At 40.6% G+C, this 18,320-nt stretch carries 13 protein-coding genes; 7 read left to right on the top strand and 6 right to left on the bottom strand.

Annotation, left to right across the window (positions count from 1 at the left end):
* Positions 1-531 precede the first annotated feature (531 nt).
* The 5 genes from cydC to DC53_RS17525 are packed head-to-tail and all read right to left on the bottom strand — an operon-like array spanning position 532 to position 6,949.
* Positions 532-2,277, bottom strand: coding sequence for a thiol reductant ABC exporter subunit CydC (gene cydC / locus DC53_RS17505; RefSeq protein ID WP_033028553.1), 1,746 nt, complete (start codon positions 2,275-2,277; stop codon positions 532-534).
* Positions 2,270-4,063, bottom strand: a complete 1,794-nt coding sequence (gene cydD, locus DC53_RS17510; RefSeq protein WP_033028552.1) for a thiol reductant ABC exporter subunit CydD — start codon at positions 4,061-4,063, stop codon at positions 2,270-2,272. The genes cydC and cydD overlap by 8 nt, the downstream gene beginning before the upstream one ends.
* Positions 4,053-4,217, bottom strand: a complete 165-nt coding sequence (gene cydX, locus DC53_RS17515; RefSeq protein WP_007376801.1) for a cytochrome bd-I oxidase subunit CydX — start codon at positions 4,215-4,217, stop codon at positions 4,053-4,055. The genes cydD and cydX overlap by 11 nt, the downstream gene beginning before the upstream one ends.
* Positions 4,218-4,229: 12 nt before the next feature.
* On the bottom strand, positions 4,230-5,369 hold the full coding sequence (gene cydB / locus DC53_RS17520) for a cytochrome d ubiquinol oxidase subunit II (RefSeq protein WP_007376800.1): 1,140 nt from the start codon (positions 5,367-5,369) through the stop codon (positions 4,230-4,232).
* Positions 5,366-6,949, bottom strand: coding sequence for a cytochrome ubiquinol oxidase subunit I (locus DC53_RS17525; protein WP_007376799.1), 1,584 nt, complete (start codon positions 6,947-6,949; stop codon positions 5,366-5,368). Before DC53_RS17525 ends, cydB begins: the two co-directional genes overlap by 4 nt.
* Positions 6,950-7,248: 299 nt before the next feature.
* Between DC53_RS17525 and lpxB the strand changes: the two genes are divergently transcribed.
* The 6 genes from lpxB to DC53_RS17555 all read left to right on the top strand — a co-directional run bounded on the left by lpxB (position 7,249) and on the right by DC53_RS17555 (position 15,202).
* Positions 7,249-8,406 (top strand): lipid-A-disaccharide synthase, encoded by a 1,158-nt coding sequence (lpxB, locus tag DC53_RS17530; RefSeq protein WP_033028551.1) that lies wholly within the window; start codon positions 7,249-7,251, stop codon positions 8,404-8,406.
* The gene (gene rnhB / locus DC53_RS17535) at positions 8,396-9,001 is read left to right on the top strand and encodes a ribonuclease HII (RefSeq protein WP_033028550.1); all 606 of its coding nucleotides are present in this window, start codon (positions 8,396-8,398) and stop codon (positions 8,999-9,001) included. The genes lpxB and rnhB overlap by 11 nt, the downstream gene beginning before the upstream one ends.
* A gap of 2 nt (positions 9,002-9,003) precedes the next feature.
* Positions 9,004-12,495, top strand: coding sequence for a DNA polymerase III subunit alpha (dnaE, locus tag DC53_RS17540; RefSeq protein WP_033028549.1), 3,492 nt, complete (start codon positions 9,004-9,006; stop codon positions 12,493-12,495).
* Positions 12,496-12,511: 16 nt separating this feature from the next.
* Positions 12,512-13,468, top strand: coding sequence for an acetyl-CoA carboxylase carboxyl transferase subunit alpha (gene accA, locus DC53_RS17545; RefSeq protein WP_033028548.1), 957 nt, complete (start codon positions 12,512-12,514; stop codon positions 13,466-13,468).
* Positions 13,469-13,550: 82 nt separating this feature from the next.
* Complete coding sequence (gene tilS / locus DC53_RS17550) at positions 13,551-14,855, top strand: tRNA lysidine(34) synthetase TilS (RefSeq protein ID WP_033028547.1); 1,305 nt, start codon at positions 13,551-13,553, stop codon at positions 14,853-14,855.
* Positions 14,855-15,202, top strand: coding sequence for a hypothetical protein (locus tag DC53_RS17555; RefSeq protein ID WP_007376793.1), 348 nt, complete (start codon positions 14,855-14,857; stop codon positions 15,200-15,202). The genes tilS and DC53_RS17555 overlap by 1 nt, the downstream gene beginning before the upstream one ends.
* 109 nt (positions 15,203-15,311) lie before the next feature.
* On the opposite strand, the gene DC53_RS17560 is transcribed toward DC53_RS17555, so the two are convergent.
* Positions 15,312-16,208 (bottom strand): GGDEF domain-containing protein, encoded by an 897-nt coding sequence (locus tag DC53_RS17560; RefSeq protein WP_033028546.1) that lies wholly within the window; start codon positions 16,206-16,208, stop codon positions 15,312-15,314.
* 133 nt (positions 16,209-16,341) lie between these two features.
* Here DC53_RS17560 and DC53_RS17565 point away from each other — a divergent pair, with 133 nt between their 5' ends.
* Entirely contained in the window at positions 16,342-18,315 is a 1,974-nt protein-coding gene (locus DC53_RS17565; protein ID WP_033028545.1) for a monovalent cation:proton antiporter family protein, read from the top strand.
* Positions 18,316-18,320 lie beyond the last annotated feature (5 nt).

Raw genomic sequence — 18,320 nt, 5'->3', positions numbered from 1 at the left:
TTTGTATTTAAGACTGCAGTGATCATTAACAAGTTTTATTCTTGAACTACAAATGCCACCGGTGGCATATTCACTTTAAATAATAATAATAACAATAAGTAAAAAGGATTAGATGGAGCGATCTTTTTTGTAATAATTAATTTACAATAAAATAACATATAAATATCATGCATTTAAGAAAGTGTGTATATTTGTAATCACAGCCTTTTTTTTGTAATCAACTAAGAAATACTTCATTTTGGGCCTGTTTATCTTTCGAGGCTGAACTCGCAGCAGTAAGCTTGGTGTTTAGACAAGACAGGGCCTATGTAGTGCGGTGTTCCCCATAAATAGGCGATAACGTAGAATAAATGCCAAACATGTGCTGCCCGTACGGTTTTGCTCAGGGGCAATTTAATTTGTTAAATTGCTCAAAAATTTATGCAGGTTGGTTTAAGCGGTACTGTTTAACTGAAAAAACTAAAAATGGAATTGTTACTTAACCTAAACCCTGGTTAAAGGATTTATTATCCAAAGTTCAGGTGACTTTAACTAAAACCGAGTAGTGAGCGCCACATAGTTGGGATAAGTGCCACTGAGCTCTTTATGAGAGCCTTGCGCAACTACTTTGCCGTCTTCTAACCACACAACATTATCCATTTGAGCAAGTAGAGCGGGATCGTGCGTAATTGTCAGCACGCTGGCATTATCCATAACATGCATTATTGCTTGCATTACCCCTTGCTTAGATTGATTATCAAGACCTTCTGTTGGTTCATCAAGAACCAAAATAGCAGGGTTTTTAAGTAATGCTTGTGCAATAGCTATACGCCTAGATTGACCTTGCGACACGTTACGCCCGCCAGTGCCTAATCGTGTTTTTAAACCTTCTTTTAGCTCATTAAACCACGGGCTTAATTGCGCTAATGAGAGCGCTTCAATCATTTGCTCTTTAGTTGCATTTGGCGCGGCATAACGTAAATTTTCACTCAGTGTGCCATCAAAAATATGGTGCTGCTGGGCGAGTATATTTATCACACTTGCGCGTATATCATTATTTAACGAATGTAAGCCAACAACGTTATTTTGATTGTTTAACGTTATGCTGCCTTGCTGCAAAGGCCATAAACCAGTTAGTAAATTTACAAGCGTCGTTTTACCGCTGCCGCTTCGACCTACAATTGCTACTTTTTGCTGGGGCATTAGTTCAAAACTGATATTAGTAAGTGCTGTTTGCTCACCATATTGGTAGCTAATATTGTTAAGTGCTAGCGTGTGGTTTTGCGCGCTAAAGCTTTCATCAACGTTTACATGTGTACTTTCAATTTGCGAACTAGCTGCTTTGTCTTCAAGTGTAAACAATCGCTCTGCTGCTTTTAAAACACTTGGAAGCTCTATAAACGCGTTAGGTAATAGTAATACGCTTTCAAAGCTTGCCAGTACAAACAAACTTAACATAGCAAGTTCTACATTTACCATACTGCTTGCGTAAACCAGTGGCACTATGGTTACTATGCTAGCAAGCATGGCTAATTGAACAACCAACAAGCTTAACCCATCAGAGTTTGCCAGTGCTTTGTGGCGAATAAATAATTGCTGATTGTACTGCTCGCTTAATTCGTCGCACTTATTAAGCTGCTGCGAACGGGCTTGATAAATACTAAGCTCTCTAAGTCCTGTGAGTGTATCTGAAAGCTCAGAGCGAAGTTGTGCACTAAGTTGTGTTTCTTTGTGGCTGTTTTTAGTGAGCTTTGCGCTGAGTAGGGCAGGTATAACCACACCAATAAGCACAATGCCAGTAAAGCAAATAAGGGCGACGTTACCATTATAGGCCGACATAAACAGCATGATGATTGGCACACTTAAAAGAGCAACCAACATAGGCAGTAAAACGTTTAAATAAAATTTGTCGAGTGCGTCTACATCGTTTTGTAATCGGTTAACTAGATCAGCGCTGCGGCTCATTGCTAAATCAACATTGTTAAGCTTACTTAACGTTGCAAATACATTGGTACGTATTTCACTTAGTAATAAGAACGTGGCGTTATGAGTAACTAGGCGTTCGCCATAGCGCGATGCTGTTCGTACAATGGCTAAAAAACGAATCGTGCCGGCAGGAGTAAAATAATTCATTTGTACGCCTGCAATACCAGCAGCGGCCATTGATGCTAAAAACCAGCCAGATATAGCCAACAGGCCCACATTAGCTAATACCGTAATCGTCGCTAAAAATGTACCTAATAGCATAGCTTTGTAATGAGGAGCACAAAGCTTTAATAAGCGAATAAAATTACGCATGCGCCACCCCTTGTTCAGCCGTTTTTAGTAAGTCAGCAAATGCACCATTTTGCGCTGCAAGTGTTTCAAAGTGACCTTGCTCAGCTATTTTTCCATCGTGCATCACAATGATATTGCTGGCATGTTTAACCGTATTTAATCTATGGGCAATAACTAACACTAAGTTGTTTTTAGCATATTCATTAATAGCATCTTGGATAAGCAGCTCTGTTTGGCTATCAAGGTGCGCTGTGGGCTCATCAAGCACTAAGACTGGTGCTTGTTTTATAAATGCGCGAGCCAGTGCAATACGTTGCTTTTGACCGCCAGAAAGCCCTTCGCCTTGCTCACCTATCAGCGTGTTAAAACCATCGGGTAGGGTATTTATAAATTCAAGCACACCAGCTTGCTCTGCTGCATGTTCAAGCTCTTGCTGTGTGGCAGTGGGTTTGGCCAATTTAATGTTGGCAGCAATGGTGTCGTAAAACAGCGTCGCTTTTTGTGGAATCCATGCAATATTATTTTGCAAGTAAGTAATATCGGTTGCACTTAAACTCTGCTCATTAATAGATAGGTGCTTAATTACCTCAGGGTGAAACCCTAATAGACAATCAAACAATGTACTTTTACCTGAGCCACTACTGCCCACAACGGCAATTAAGCCTTTATTTGGTAGTGTTAAATTTATATTTTTAATGCCTTCGTTACTATCTGGGTATATAAAATTAAGGTCGGTAATACTTATTGAGTTAATTGTATTTAAAGTTAAATTGTTTTCAGGTGTGCTTGTAGCCACTAACGCATTTACGTCACTTGGCAGTGGTGCATTTAAAATTGCAACCATATCGGCCGCCGCACTAATGCCTTGTAAGCGCGCATGATAATGGCTACCCAGCTGGCGCAGTGGTAAATAAAATTCAGGTGCTAAAAGCAGCACGACAAAGCCAGTTGCAAAATCAAGAGTACCAAAAAACAACCTAAAACCAATAATTACGGCAACGAGTGCCACGCTAATGGTAGCTAAAAACTCAAGTGCGAATGATGACAAAAATGCGATTTTTAAAACATCGAGTGTCGCGTGTCTAAAGTCGTCTGAAATTTTAGCTATTTGTTTAAGTTCGGTACGTGTTGCATTAAATAGCTTGAGTTGAGTTAAACCTTGTACGCGGTCAAAAAAGTAATTGCCTAGTACAGCAAGTTGCTTCCAGCGTTTTTGGTTTAAAGCCTCGGCTTTTGAGCCTACCAAAATCATGAAAAAAGGAATGAGCGGGGCGGTTAATAAAAATATCAGCCCAGCTTTATAATCTGTCGGAAAAATAACAACCAATATTGCCAGCGGAATAAGCGCACTGTAAGCAACACCGGGTAAGTATTTAGCATAATAGTCGTGGAGTGCTTCAACGCCATTATGCAGGGTATTTAATGTAGCGCCTTGGCCGTGTTGTTCTATATAGCTTGGCCCAAGTAAACTGAGCTTATTTAAAAGTGTTTGGCGCATAGCCGATTTTATTTTAAGTGCAGCAAATGCACTCAAACGTTCACTTAGCGCCAAAAACACTGCGCGTAATAAAATAATGCCTGCTAAGGGCCATAGTAAATAAGTAACTTGGGCTAAGTTATTACCTTCAAACATTACATTATGAATAGCTTGAGCCAGTAAATAAGCACCTGCAATCATTAGTAATGCGTTAAAAGTACCCAATGCAATGCTTAACTTTAACCACACTGCAGCGGGTTTACTTTGACGCTTTAAAAAAGCGCGCAGTGATTGCTGCTGCGCGCGATCTGGTCGGGGGTTAGTCGTCATCTTTGGTCGAGTTATTTTCATTTAATAAATCATGCATAACTTGCTCATCATCAGCAATACTGTTTTTATTTTGATGAAACTCATACCACATTACATTTATTACACCTAAGGTACAGGCCAAAAGTACACCTAAAATCCAAGCGAAATACCACATAGTTTAGTCTCCTTAATAGCTACCGTGAGTGTTGTTTTCAATTTCTTCTACCGTTACTCTGCGCCACATTTTTACGTAACACCAAGTGGTGTAGGACAAAATTAGTGGTACAAAAATACACACTGCAATAAACATTATATTGAGCGTTTTATGGCTCGATACCGCATCCCAAATTGTTAAGCTAATATTAGGGTTGTTGCTAGATGGCATAATAAATGGGAACAGTGAAACACCGGCCGTCATAATTACGCCAATTAACATTAAGCTTGTTGAAATAAGCCCAAGTGCTGGTTTATTTAATTTAGAAAACACAAGTGCACTTAATGCCATTGCAAAGGCTAAAATAGGGAAGGTCATTGTCCACGGACGGGTGCTATAGTTACTTAACCAAGCACCTTGCGCTGTAGTGACCACTTTAGCTAAAGGGTCTGCATGACTTTGTGTATCAGCCATAGATACAATTTGGTATCCCGTTAAATTAGCAACCCAAAAACCAGCTGCAGCAAATAACACGATAAACACAATAAGAGAATAGCGACCATATTGACCCGAACGCTCTGCGACCACACTTGCTGTACGAAGTTGTAACCACATTCCCGCATGCGCAACTAACATGGTAATACTCACTAAACCTGCAAGTAATCCAAATGGGTTAAGCAAGCCAAAAAATGAACCTTGGTAGCTAACACGCATAAGGTTATCAATATTAAACGGTACGCCTAAAAATAAATTACCAAACGCAATACCAAAAACTAATGCTGGAATCGCGCTGCCTGCAAGCAAACCCCAATCCCAGTTATTGCGCCAGCGTTTTGAATCTACTTTACTGCGGTAATCAAACCCAAGTGGTCTAAAAAACAAAGCAAAGAGTACCAGCATCATGGCAAAGTAAAAGCCCGAAAACGCGGCAGCATAAACCATAGGCCACGCTGCAAATAACGCGCCGCCTGCAGTTATAAACCATACTTGGTTACCATCCCAATGCGGGCCAATTGTGTTTATTACTGTGCGGCGCTCTGAATCTGTTTTACCAACTAGGCGAAGTAACATAGCAACGCCCATATCCATGCCATCGGTAATAGCAAAACCAATAAGCAGCACACCAATGATCAACCACCAAAGCATTTTTAATGTTTCATAATCAAAAATCATGATTGCTCTCCTTCAGTTTGATCAGTTTTGTTTGGTAATTCAAAATGATACTTACCAGTATGTAGCGAGCTTGGTCCTTGCTTAACAAAGCGGATCATCAACCAACCTTCAACAATGGCTAAACCAGTATAGAAAATAACAAACCCAGTTAAGCTAATTAAAATATCATTTACTGTTAGTGACGACGTGGCTAAAAAGGTCGGCAGTATTTCAGATATAGCCCAAGGTTGGCGGCCATACTCGGCAACTATCCAGCCAAATTCAATCGCTATCCAAGGTAGTGGAATGCTCAATACGGCAGCCCATAACAACCAGCGTTTTTGCTCAATAACGCGATGTGCGTTGTAGTAAAAAGCCAATATAAATACACCAAGCATGGCTACACCACAGGCAACCATAATCCTAAATGACCAAAACATAGGCCCTACTTTAGGAAAAGAGTCTTTAACTGCTTTTTGAATGTGCTCTTCAGTAGCATCTACAACATCAGGTGTGTAGCGCTTAAGTAGCAAGCCATAACCTAAATCATCTTTTAGAGTATTAAATTTGGCAATATTATCTGGCGTATCTTCACCGTTTCTGAGTTTTGTAAGGTATTCATAAGCAACCATACCGTTGCGAATACGTACTTCATGTTGTTTTTCTAGGTCGTTAATACCCGTTACTTGCTCATCTAGTGAGCGCGTAGCAATTAACCCAAGTGCGTAAGGTATTTTAACCGCCGCATGTGTTACTTGCTCTTCTGAATCAGGAAAACCAAATGCGGTAAACGCAGCTGGAGCTTCTTCTGTGTGCCATTCGGCTTCAATTGTGGCAAGTTTCACTTTTTGGACTTCGCCTACTTCGTAGCCTGATTCGTCACCGAGTAAAATTACACATAAAATTGACGCTAAACCAAAGCCTGATGCGACTGAAAAAGAACGTTTAGCAAACGCAAGGTCACGGCCTTTTAATATGTACCAACTGCTTATGCCTAGAACGAACATAGATGCAGCTACATAACCTGCCGATACGGTATGAATAAACTTAACTTGGGCTACAGGGTTAAACACAAGCTCTGCAAAGCTGGTCATTTCCATGCGCATGGTTTGATAGTTAAATTCAGCGCCTACTGGGTTTTGCATCCAACCGTTGGCAATTAAAATCCACAGCGCCGACATGTTAGTACCAATGGCCATTAAAAAGGTTGCACCTAAATGTTGGCGTTTAGAGAGCCTGTCCCAGCCTAAAAAGAACATACCTACAAAGGTCGATTCTAAAAAGAATGCCATTAAACCTTCAATAGCCAGGGGAGCCCCAAAAACATCACCTACGTAATGCGAGTAATAAGACCAGTTAGTACCAAACTCAAATTCCATGGTTAGGCCTGTCGCCACACCAATTGCAAAGTTAATACCAAACAATTTTCCCCAAAACTTAGTCATATCGCGATAAATTTCGCGACCGGTCATAACATAAACCGATTCCATAATAACTAAAATCCAGGTCATACCTATCGTTAACGGTACGAATAAGAAATGAAAGAGAGCGGTAACAGCAAACTGTAATCGCGATAGATCCACAAAGGTTTCATCTATCATTATTGGCTCCTTGAGAGTGACGGATTAACAGGGCAATGTTTAATTGGCAAAGTTAATGTTTAATGAACTTTCAGTAATTACTGAAAGTTTGTAATATTATTTACGTTTGTGCAATTTTTGTCAATATGTATATTAGTAAAACTTAATATATTTCCTATGCTACATCAGTATTAAAAACAAACAACATAAAGGCTTAACTTAGGTGATAAAAAACCAGTTATTTAAAGCGTTTAATCAAACAGTAAAACACGGTAAACTAACAAGCATGAACGCCTGGTTTACTTGTGAAATAAAATCAAATGAATAAAGATAAAAAACAACTACGAATTGGTATTGTGGCAGGTGAACTGTCGGGCGATATTTTAGGTGAAGGCTTAATTAAAGCCCTTCAAAAACACTTTCCGGACGCTATTTTTGAAGGGATAGCGGGGCCTAAAATGCAAGCGCAGGGTTGTAAAACACTTTACGACATGGATGAGCTTTCGGTAATGGGGCTTGTTGAAGTGTTAGGGCGTTTACCGCGTTTGCTCAAAATACGTAAACAACTCGTGCAGCATTTTGTAGATAACCCACCTGATGTATTTATAGGTATTGATGCACCCGACTTTAACTTACGAGTAGAAAAGCCGCTCAAAGATGCGGGTATTAAAACGGTGCAATACGTAAGTCCATCTGTTTGGGCATGGCGCGAAAAGCGCATTCATACAATAAGTGCAGCGACTAACTTAGTCCTTGCATTGTTGCCTTTTGAGAAAGAATTTTATGATAAGCATCAAGTACCGTGTACGTTTGTGGGTCATACCTTGGCAGACGATATAGCACTTGAACACGACGACAGCAAAGCGCGTGAAGAACTCGGCTTAAGCCTTGATGACAAAGTACTGGCATTGCTACCTGGTAGTCGAGGCTCTGAGGTTGGTTTACTAAGTGAAACTTACATTAAAACAGCTGAAAAGCTGCAAGCGCAAAACCCAAATCTTAAAATTGTGGTGCCACTGGTAAACGAAAAGCGCAAAGCGCAGTTTACTGAAATATTAAACGCCACCGCGCCTGACCTTAATGTTAATCTGCTTGATGGGCAATCAAAATTAGCGATGCAAGCTGCTGATGCCATTTTATTAGCGTCGGGCACTGCAACACTTGAAGGCATGCTTTATAAAAAGCCAATGGTAGTGGGTTATAAAATAAAGCCTTTGAGCTATTGGATTTTTAAAACTCTATTTACGTTTAATATTAAGTACTTTTCGCTGCCTAATTTATTAGCCGACGAAGAGCTAGTGCCTGAGTTTTTGCAAAGTGAGTGTAACGTAACTAACTTAACAAATGCGCTTACTCCTATGCTCAACACAGATAACAAAGCGCTAAAAGCACGCTTTTTAGCCATTCACGAAAAAATTAGATTAAATGCCAGTGAACAAGCAGGCAACGCTGTGGCGGAGTTAATAAATGCAAATTGATAGACCAAATGTAACCCTAATTGCCGGTGTAGATGAAGTTGGGCGCGGCCCGCTTGTTGGTGATGTAGTTACTGCCGCCGTTATTTTAGATCCCACTAAACCTATTGCTGGCTTAGCGGATTCTAAAAAATTAACGGATAAAAAACGCCAAGCACTGGCAATTGAAATTAAAGAAAAAGCATTGTGTTACGCGTATGGTCGCTGCAGTCCAACAGAAATTGATGAATTAAATATTTTACACGCGACTATGCTTGCCATGACTCGCGCAGTGGAGGCATTAAGTACGCAACCTGAATTTGTATTTATAGATGGTAATCGCTTGCCAAAACTCACTATGCCAGCGCAAGCTGTTGTTAAAGGCGATAGCCTAGTGGCAGAAATTTCAGCCGCGTCTATTTTAGCTAAAGTAGCGCGCGATGACGAAATGCTTGAGCTTGATAAACGCCACCCTGAATATGGTTTTGCAGGGCATAAGGGGTATCCAACTAAAGCGCATTTTGCAGCGCTTGAGCAGTACGGCGCGATTGACGAGCATCGTAAAAGCTTTAAACCTGTGCAGCAGCGTGTATTGGCGCAAGCCAATGGTGAGGGCTAAGCATGGCTGCTCCTGATTTTGTTCATTTAAGAGTTCATTCAGATTTTTCGATGGTTGACGGCCTTGCTAAAACAAAGCCAATAGTCGCAAAAGCGCAAGAGCTGCAAATGCCCGCGATTGCGATTACCGACCAAATGAACTTTTGTGGTTTAGTGCGCTTTTATGGCGCAACACATAATGCCGGTATTAAACCTATAGTGGGTGCTGATTTTTGGGTTCGTAGCCCAGAATTTCCTGATGAGCCAAGCCGTTTAACCATATTAGCCAAAGACAACGACGGCTATAAAAACATTACCTTATTAATATCTAAAGCGTATCAACGTGGGCATGTATTTCATCGCCCTGTGATTGACCGCGAATGGTTAGTTGAGCTAAAAGCAGGCTTAATTATTCTCTCAGGTGCTAAAGACGGTGATTTAGGTAAGGCGTTATTAAAAAATAATCCGAGTGTAATTGAATCGGTTGTTAGTTTTTATAAGCAGCATTTTAGCGATAACTACTACCTTGAGCTTGTTCGCACCAATCGCCCGCTTGAAGAAGATTACTTACACATGGCGGTAGAGCTTGCAGCTAAAGAGCAGTTACCTGTTGTAGCCACCAACGAAGTGGTATTTTTAAAACCTGAAAACTTTGAAGCGCACGAAATTCGTGTTGCTATTTTTGACGGTTACACACTTGATGATAAACGCAGGCCTAAACGGTTCTCTGAAGAACAATACCTAAAAACACCAGAGCAAATGGCTGAGCTGTTTAGCGACATTCCAGAAGCGCTACAAAACACCGTAGAAATCGCTAAACGTTGTAATGTAACTGTGCAATTAGGGACATACTTTTTACCTGATTACCCAACTGGCTCACTTAAGATTGATGAGTTTTTAGTTAAAGTGTCAGAAGACGGCCTTGAAGAACGTCTACAGTTTTTATTCCCCGATGAAGAAGAGCGAAAAGTAAAACGCGTTGAATACGATGAACGACTTGATATAGAGCTTGGCGTAATTAACCAAATGGGATTCCCAGGTTACTTCTTAATCGTAATGGAGTTTATCCAGTGGAGTAAAGATAACAATATTCCGGTTGGACCTGGTCGTGGTTCAGGTGCGGGTTCGTTAGTTGCGTACGCGCTTAAAATTACCGATTTGGATCCACTTGAATTCGACTTGCTTTTTGAGCGATTTTTGAATCCTGAACGTGTATCAATGCCCGATTTCGACGTCGACTTTTGTATGGATAGACGAGACGAAGTAATTGATCACGTGTCGGCTTTGTATGGTCGAGATGCGGTATCGCAAATTATTACCTTTGGTACTATGGCTGCAAAGGCGGTAATACGCGATGTAGGGCGAGTGCTTGGGCATCCTTATGGATTCGTTGATCGTATCTCAAAAATGATTCCAGGGGACCCTGGGATGACACTTGCTAAAGCGTTTGATATAGAACCGCGCTTGCAAGAAGCCTACGATGGCGATAACGAAGTAAAAGATTTAATCGACATGTGTCGCATCCTAGAAGGGTGTACACGTAACGCCGGTAAGCACGCTGGTGGCGTAGTAATATCGCCAACCACGATTACCGATTTCGCCGCGCTTTATTGCGATGACGAAGGTAAGTTTCCGGTCACACAGTTTGATAAAAATGATGTAGAAACTGCAGGCTTAGTTAAGTTCGATTTCTTGGGTTTACGTACACTGACTATTTTGCAGTGGGCGGTCGATATGACCAACGTGCGCATGGAGCGCCAAGGTAAAGACCCTGTCGATATAAACACTATTCCACTGGATGATAAAAAAAGTATTGAGCTACTACTTCGCGCTGAAACGACTGCTGTATTCCAGCTAGAATCGCGCGGTATGAAAGACTTAGTACGCCGACTTAAGCCCGACTGCTTTGAAGATATGATTGCACTTGTGGCCTTGTTCCGCCCAGGTCCGCTGCAATCAGGCATGGTAGATAACTTTATCGACCGAAAGCTGGGCCGAGAAGAAATCTCATACCCTGATGCGCAATATCAGCACGAAAGCTTAAAACCAATACTTGATCCAACGTACGGCATTATTTTGTATCAAGAACAAGTAATGCAAATTGCGCAAGTACTAGCAGGTTACACGCTAGGCGGCGCCGATATGCTTCGCCGTGCAATGGGTAAGAAAAAACCCGAAGAAATGGCAAAGCAGCGTTCAACATTTGAAGATGGCGCAAGAAATAACGGTATCGACGGCGAGCTCGCGATAAAAATCTTCGACTTGGTAGAAAAGTTCGCAGGTTACGGATTTAATAAATCTCACTCGGCAGCTTACGCACTGGTTTCGTATCAAACATTGTGGATGAAAACCCATCATCCGGCAGAGTTTATGGCTGCTGTAATGTCGGCCGATATGGATAACACCGACAAAATCGTTATTTTGGTGGATGAATGTGAAAACATGAAACTCACCTTATTACCGCCAGACGTAAATGCAGGTGAGTTTAAGTTTACAGTAAACCTTGAAGGTGAAATTGTTTACGGCATTGGCGCAATAAAAGGCGTGGGTGAAGCACCGGTTGATGCAATCCTAGAAGCGCGTGCAAAAGGCGGCCCATTTAAAGATTTATTTGATTTTTGTGCCCGCGTTGACTTAAAACGCTTAAATAAGCGTGTGACCGAAAAATTAATTTACTCAGGCGCACTTGATAAGCTTGGGCCTGAAAAAACGCAACCTGGACGTGCCACGTTATTGGCTAGTTTAAAAAGTGCAATGCGTGCGGCCGACCAACACAACAAAGCTGAGCTATTAGGGCAAAGTGACTTGTTTGGTTTATTAGCCACTGAGCCTGATGAAGTTGAACAAGCTTTTATTAAAGCCATAGGCCTCACTGATAACGAATGGTTAGAGGGCGAAAAAGAGACCCTAGGCCTTTATTTAACAGGGCATCCGATAAATCAATACCGCCGTGAACTTAAGCATTACACCAGTGGGAAAATAGTTGATTTACAGCCTACTAATCGCGATGTGTTTGCCACAGCGGCTGGTTTAGTGATTGCTTCTAGGGTGTTAATTAATAAAAAAGGAAATCGTTGGGCCTTAGTAACTTTAGATGACAAGAGTGCACGCATTGATGTACGCTTGTATTCAGACGAGTTTGAAAAGTACCAAGATATGCTCCAAGTTAATAATATCTTGGTAATATCTGGACAGGTCAGCTTTGATAACTTCTCTGGTGGTATTACAATGACCGCCAGAGAAATAAACACCATTGCTCAGGCGCGTGAAAAGCGTATTAAAGCGATTAAAATGACGCTGAACATGGTGCAAATCGAGGCTGGTTTCTTCGATAAATTACAAAAAGTACTCGAACCCTACAAAATGGGAACGTGTCCGATCAAGGTTTATTACCAACGTCCAGACGCGTTGGCACAATTAACTCTTGGGATCGAATGGTGTGTTACGCCAAGTGATGACTTAATTCATAAGTTATCGCTAATGGCGGCGCAAGATGTAGAACTGGAATTTAACTAATTAGGTAGTTTAGAGCATGAGCCTCAATTATCTTGATTTTGAGCTTCCGATTGCAGAATTAGAAGCGAAAATTGAAGAATTACAAAATGTAAGCCGCGCTGGCGAATTAGACCTTGGATTAGAAGAGGAAGTCAGCAAATTAAAAGAGAAAAGCGACCAGTTAAAAGGGAAGATATTCTCTGAACTTGGCGCTTGGCAAGTATCACAGTTGGCACGTCACCCGTTGCGTCCTTATACTCGAGATTATATCGAGCGTATTTTCACGGAATTTGACGAGTTTGCTGGCGATCGAACTTTTGCTAACGATCCGGCTATTTTAGGAGGCGTTGCGCGTTTAGATGGCGAACCAGTAATGGTTATTGGCCAACAAAAAGGCCGCGACACTGCTGAAAAAATTAAACGCAACTTTGGTATGCCAAAGCCAGAAGGTTACCGTAAAGCATTACGCTTAATGGAAATGGCTGAGCGTTTTAAAATGCCAATCATGACCTTTATCGACACGCCGGGTGCATACCCAGGTGTAGGCGCTGAAGAGCGTGGCCAATCTGAAGCAATCGCACGTAACTTAAAAGTAATGGCGACACTTAAAGTGCCGACAATATGTACAGTTATTGGTGAAGGTGGTTCAGGCGGTGCATTAGCGATTGGTGTTGGCGACAGAGTTAATATGTTGCAGTACAGTACTTATTCTGTAATTTCGCCTGAAGGTTGTGCGTCTATTCTTTGGAAAAGCGCCGACAAAGCACCCCTTGCAGCAGAAGCAATGGGTGTAACCGCCGAGCGCGTTAAAGAACTAGATTTAATCAGCAACTTAGTTGATGAGCCACTAGGTGGTGCGCACCGTAATTACGATGCTATGGCACGTAACTTAAAAGTACGCCTAAAACGAGATTTAGCTGACCTACAAGCACTTACGCTTGAAGAAATGCTTGATCAGCGTTACAAGCGTTTAATGTCGTTTGGCTATTGCTAAGCACATTAAATGTTAAAAAAAGCCGCTTATGCGGCTTTTTTACTTTAAAATACTCAGAGTTTTTATATTAAAGTGCGGACACATGTATACATCAGCAATTTATCAACAATTAAAAAAATCACTAAATAGCTATATTGAGCAAGGCAAGACTGTTTTTACAGTTGCGTTATCTGGTGGCGTTGATTCTGTGGTGTTACTGCATTTAATGCGTGCGTTAAAAGAAGATAACCCTGTAATTGATGTATCGGCTATTTATGTTCACCATGGTTTAAGCCAGTATGCTGATGACTGGCAACGCTTTTGCAAAAACGTATGTGTTGAGCTCAATGTGCCTTTTGAAGCTGCGAAAGTGGTAATTGAGCAGCAGTCGCGCACGAGCCTTGAAGCCCAAGCGCGCGACGCCCGTTATAAAGCACTTGATGAACTAAGCCCACAAGGCAGCATTATTTTACTGGGCCAACACTTAAATGACCAAGTAGAAACGTTTTTACTGCGCTTAAAGCGTGGTTCAGGTTTAAAAGGGCTTGGCGCTATGCACCAAGCGCGTTTTCTACAAAGTGGGCGTGTGTGTTTCAGGCCGTTATTGAATGTAAAGCGAAGTGATATAGAAGCCTTTGCGGCGCAGTTTAATATTAAGCATATCACTGATGACTCTAATACAGATGAGCGCTTTGATCGAAACTTTTTACGTTCCAAAGTTATTCCATTATTAGCCGAACGCTTTAATGGGTTTGAGCAATGTACAGCGCGAAGTATTGAGCTACTGCAGCAACAACAAACATTACTTGATGAATATACTCAGCTTGATTTAAATAAGTGTATTAACCAGCATCAAGCATTGTGTATTAATAAAATAAGCGAATACAGCACTGCGCGCATTGCAAATATAGTGCGTGCGTGGCTTGCATTATTTACACAAATTATGCCATCGCAAAAACAACTTGAGCAAATTATTAATCAAGCTATATGCGCTAAGAGCGATTCGCAAATGCTTATTGATTTGGCTGGTGGGCAAGTACGTCGCCATCAAGGCTATTTGTATTTTGTGAATCCATATCAAATCTTACAAGATCAAATGCTTGTAAGTGATGAGCTTAAATTTAATGATGACCGTTTGCTAATAAAAAAAAATGGCAAGGGTATTCGACCGCCGTTTAAGCATGAACAAGTTACTGTGCGTTTTAACTGTAACAATGCGCGGATCAAACCGGAAAAAAAACCAGGTGGTAATACATTAAAACATTGGTTTAAAGATGCAAAAGTAGCCCCTTGGTTACGTGCTAATGTGCCATTAATTTTTTATAATGACGAATTGGTTCAAGTGGTTGGCTACTTTATGAGTGCCAATCATCTTGACGAAACAGGTATTTTTTGGGAGTGTAAATAATGACAGAACAACCACATGTAGGCTTGTCACTAGTAAACAAAGCACCACTGGGGATGTTAGTTACAGCTATCGTTGCGGTATTAGCTAATGCCTTGTTTTCGCTTAACCTAATTACTTTGGGTCACGCTATTGCTGGTGGAATATTATGTGGTGCATTATTACTGGCTTATTGGTTAGGTAAAGGTGGGCTGTTTTTTGTTTTAGGAGTGAGTACACCGTTAATTTTAGTTTTATTCACGCCAATTGCAAAGAGTGCTGCATTACTTAACTTAGTGAGTGGTTTCTTTTTTGGTTTTTGCTTAGTACTTGTTATATATAAATTTTTACCAATAAAGTCAGAGCGTTAAGTCATGCTTTTTAGTGTGTTGTCCTGAGTTTTAAACAGGACAATACAGCAAAATAAAAAAGCCTAACGGGGGAAGTTAGACTCTTCTATTTTAAATGTATTTTTAAATTTTAATATGCTTTAGCACAGTTTCTGCCCGAGGCCTTTGCTTTATACAGCCCTTTATCTGCGCGAGAAAATATCTCATTATCACAATCTTGACTGCTTGCTAAGGTAAAACCTATGCTGGTTGTTACGCCATATTGCGACATTAAACTTGATTCTCTAACAAGGCGCATGATCCGTTCAGCAACTACTTTGTTAGTTGTAAACTCAGGGTCTTCGATTAAAATTGAGAACTCATCGCCGCCAAACCTAAATACTGAGTCTGTACCACGAATACTGCTACATAAAACTTTAGCGAATTCTTTCAATGTATCGTCGCCCACTTTATGACCAAAGTTATCGTTAACTTGTTTAAAGTTATCTAAGTCGAGCAGCATTAAGCTAAAAGGACGTTGGTAGCGGCGACAATTTTCGAGTTTTTGCGACAAAATATCATTAAATTGACTACGGTTATTTAATCCCGTTAAGGTATCTTTTGTCGCAAGTTTTAATACTCGGCTATACATCATCGCATTTCGAAGTGGGTAAATTAATGCGGTATGTAAAACGCGTAATTTTTTTTCAATTACAGCACTAAGAGGATATTTACTAAAGTAAATTAGTTGCCCTAAGTGTTCTGCTGCTATTGTTAAGTCAAAAATATAGGGTGTATTGTTTGTATCACTATCTGATGTTTGCGCTGTGCCAAGCGTCGATTGAAACTGTATACCCGAAAAGTTTAGCAATTGTTTTGCGAACTTAGCATACATAGCTAAAACATCTTCAATAACTAAACTAGTTTGTAGTTCAGTAACAAGTTCGTGTGTTTCAGTTGGTTCATCTACACGTGTGTGTTCTGCCGAGAACGGCAAAAAATCACCGCGACCTGATACACGTTGTGTCAAAATATGGACGTTTTCCATTAAATTCTCCCCCGAGGGTGTTGCTTTACAATTACTAAGCTATTTCTATGCCATATTTTAAAACTGGCCGAAAAACAGATGGTTGCTATATTTAATGTAAGTCCCTTGGTTTAATTTAAGCGTGAGGTTCAGTTTGCAGAGTATTAATGTTCAATTTTTTGGCTTATTAGTTGTTGCAGTACTTTTTGTATGGTTTTTTAAGCGCATTGGATTGCCGCCTATTTTGGCGTATCTAGCAACAGGGGTTTTAGCTGGCAGCCATGGTATTGGTTGGATGGCACACACGCACGAAATCGACTTTGTGGCAGAGCTTGGTATTGTATTTTTGTTATTTAGCTTAGGGTTAGAGTTTTCTATTTCACGTTTAATGGCAATGCGCAATATTGTGTTTGGCCTTGGGTCACTACAAGTCGTTGTGACCAGCCTGATACTTATTGTTGTTTTATATTGCTTAAATTTCAGCTTATTAACTAGCTTTGCTATTAGTATCATTATGGCGCTTTCATCCACTGCCGTGGTGGTTAAGTTATTAAAAGAAACCGGTGAGCTAAACCAGCGTCGTGGACAACTAGCCGTTGGTGTATTGTTATTTCAAGATATAGCGGTTGTTCCCTTGCTTATTATCCTTCCTTTATTAGCATCTAGCGATTCACAAAGCATTAGTTGGGCGCTTGCTTTTGCATTAACTAAAGGCGCATTTGTTTGCCTATTGTTATGGGCTATGGGCAAATGGATACTGCCTAAAGTATTTAACGAAATAGCGCTAGTACGCACTGATGAGTTATTTGTGCTTACAACATTACTGGTTGCGTTATTTGCCGCGTTGCTAACATATATGTTTGGTCTATCGATGGCTCTTGGCGCTTTTTTAGCCGGTATGATGTTGGGCGAGAGTCATTACAGACACCAACTAGAGGCTGATATAAGGCCCTTTCGCGATATTTTAATGGGCCTTTTTTTTGTAACTGTCGGCATGCAGCTTGATTTATTATATGTGTTTAGTAATGGCTTATTTATAATTGGTGCGTTACTTGGCTTATTAATTTTAAAAATAACCGTTGTTGCAATAAGCGCGCAGCTTATGGGTGAGCGAAGACAAGATGCATTGGCTTGTGCAATTATGCTTTGGCAAATGGGAGAGTTTGGTTTTGTACTTATTGCCTTAAGTGGACAACAGCAATTATTAACGAGTGATCAAACCTCATTTTTAATTGCATTGGGTGTACTTTCAATGGCCTTTACACCATTTTTAATTGATAAAACACCGCTTATTTTAAAACGTTTAGGCGTATTAAAACGCGCAAGTATGGGATGGGAAAATGAACCTAAAAGTAGCGCGCTTTATAGTAATCATGTTGTTATTTGTGGCTTTTCAAGAGTTGGGCAAACCATTGCGCGGTTTTTAAAGCCTGAGGCAATAGAATATGTCGCTATTGAGAGTAACCCAATACTCGTTCAAGAAGGTAAAGCCGCTGGAGAACCCGTAATATTTGGACACGTTAAACAAAAAGACATTTTAAAATGTGCAGGGGTAGAGCGTGCACGCTTAGTCATTATTACCTTTACTGAATTTGAGCAAACACAAATAGTAATAGACGCTATAAAGCAAATAGCGCCCGACGTTAAAATACTTATACGCACGCGAGATGACAGTCAGCTCGAAAAGTTAAAAGAATTGGGGGTAACCGAAGTTGTGCCCGAAACTTTAGAAGCAAGTTTAATGTTAGTGTCGCATGTTTTATCTATGTCGGGTGTACCCATGAGCCGAATTGTTAGGCGTGTAAGTAAAGAGCGCCGTAATCGCTATAAATTTTTGCAAAGCTTTTTTTCCGGTGAGCACATTGATAGCGATGAAAATAATAGCGATAGATTAGAATACCTGCATGTTATAGCTTTGCCCGATAAAGCGTTTGCTGTAAATAAAAGTATTAGTGAGCTTAATTTAACAAAACGAAGAGTGTTTATAAAAGCGTTACGCAGGCAAGATCGCGAAATAGACGCTCCATCGGATCAAACCTTATTACTGGCTAACGATATATTAGTACTGCAAGGAAAACCAAGGCGCGTTGAGCGGGTAGAGCACTACTTGCTCGACGGAATAGAATAACGTTT

It is taken from the genome of Pseudoalteromonas fuliginea (genome assembly GCF_000690055.1).
Lineage (GTDB): Bacteria > Pseudomonadota > Gammaproteobacteria > Enterobacterales > Alteromonadaceae > Pseudoalteromonas > Pseudoalteromonas fuliginea.
This window is presented reverse-complemented; position numbering and strand designations above follow the sequence as displayed.

What these genes read in the sequence shown, in the direction of transcription:
- cydC (WP_033028553.1), bottom strand. Translation starts at nt 2,277, where the DNA reads ATGCGTAATTTTATTCGCTTATTAAAGCTTTGTGCTCCTCATTACAAA.
- cydD (WP_033028552.1), bottom strand. Translation starts at nt 4,063, where the DNA reads ATGACGACTAACCCCCGACCAGATCGCGCGCAGCAGCAATCACTGCGC.
- cydX (WP_007376801.1), bottom strand. Translation starts at nt 4,217, where the DNA reads ATGTGGTATTTCGCTTGGATTTTAGGTGTACTTTTGGCCTGTACCTTA.
- cydB (WP_007376800.1), bottom strand. Translation starts at nt 5,369, where the DNA reads ATGATTTTTGATTATGAAACATTAAAAATGCTTTGGTGGTTGATCATT.
- DC53_RS17525 (WP_007376799.1), bottom strand. Translation starts at nt 6,949, where the DNA reads ATGATAGATGAAACCTTTGTGGATCTATCGCGATTACAGTTTGCTGTT.
- lpxB (WP_033028551.1), top strand. Translation starts at nt 7,249, where the DNA reads ATGAATAAAGATAAAAAACAACTACGAATTGGTATTGTGGCAGGTGAA.
- rnhB (WP_033028550.1), top strand. Translation starts at nt 8,396, where the DNA reads ATGCAAATTGATAGACCAAATGTAACCCTAATTGCCGGTGTAGATGAA.
- dnaE (WP_033028549.1), top strand. Translation starts at nt 9,004, where the DNA reads ATGGCTGCTCCTGATTTTGTTCATTTAAGAGTTCATTCAGATTTTTCG.
- accA (WP_033028548.1), top strand. Translation starts at nt 12,512, where the DNA reads ATGAGCCTCAATTATCTTGATTTTGAGCTTCCGATTGCAGAATTAGAA.
- tilS (WP_033028547.1), top strand. Translation starts at nt 13,551, where the DNA reads ATGTATACATCAGCAATTTATCAACAATTAAAAAAATCACTAAATAGC.
- DC53_RS17555 (WP_007376793.1), top strand. Translation starts at nt 14,855, where the DNA reads ATGACAGAACAACCACATGTAGGCTTGTCACTAGTAAACAAAGCACCA.
- DC53_RS17560 (WP_033028546.1), bottom strand. Translation starts at nt 16,208, where the DNA reads ATGGAAAACGTCCATATTTTGACACAACGTGTATCAGGTCGCGGTGAT.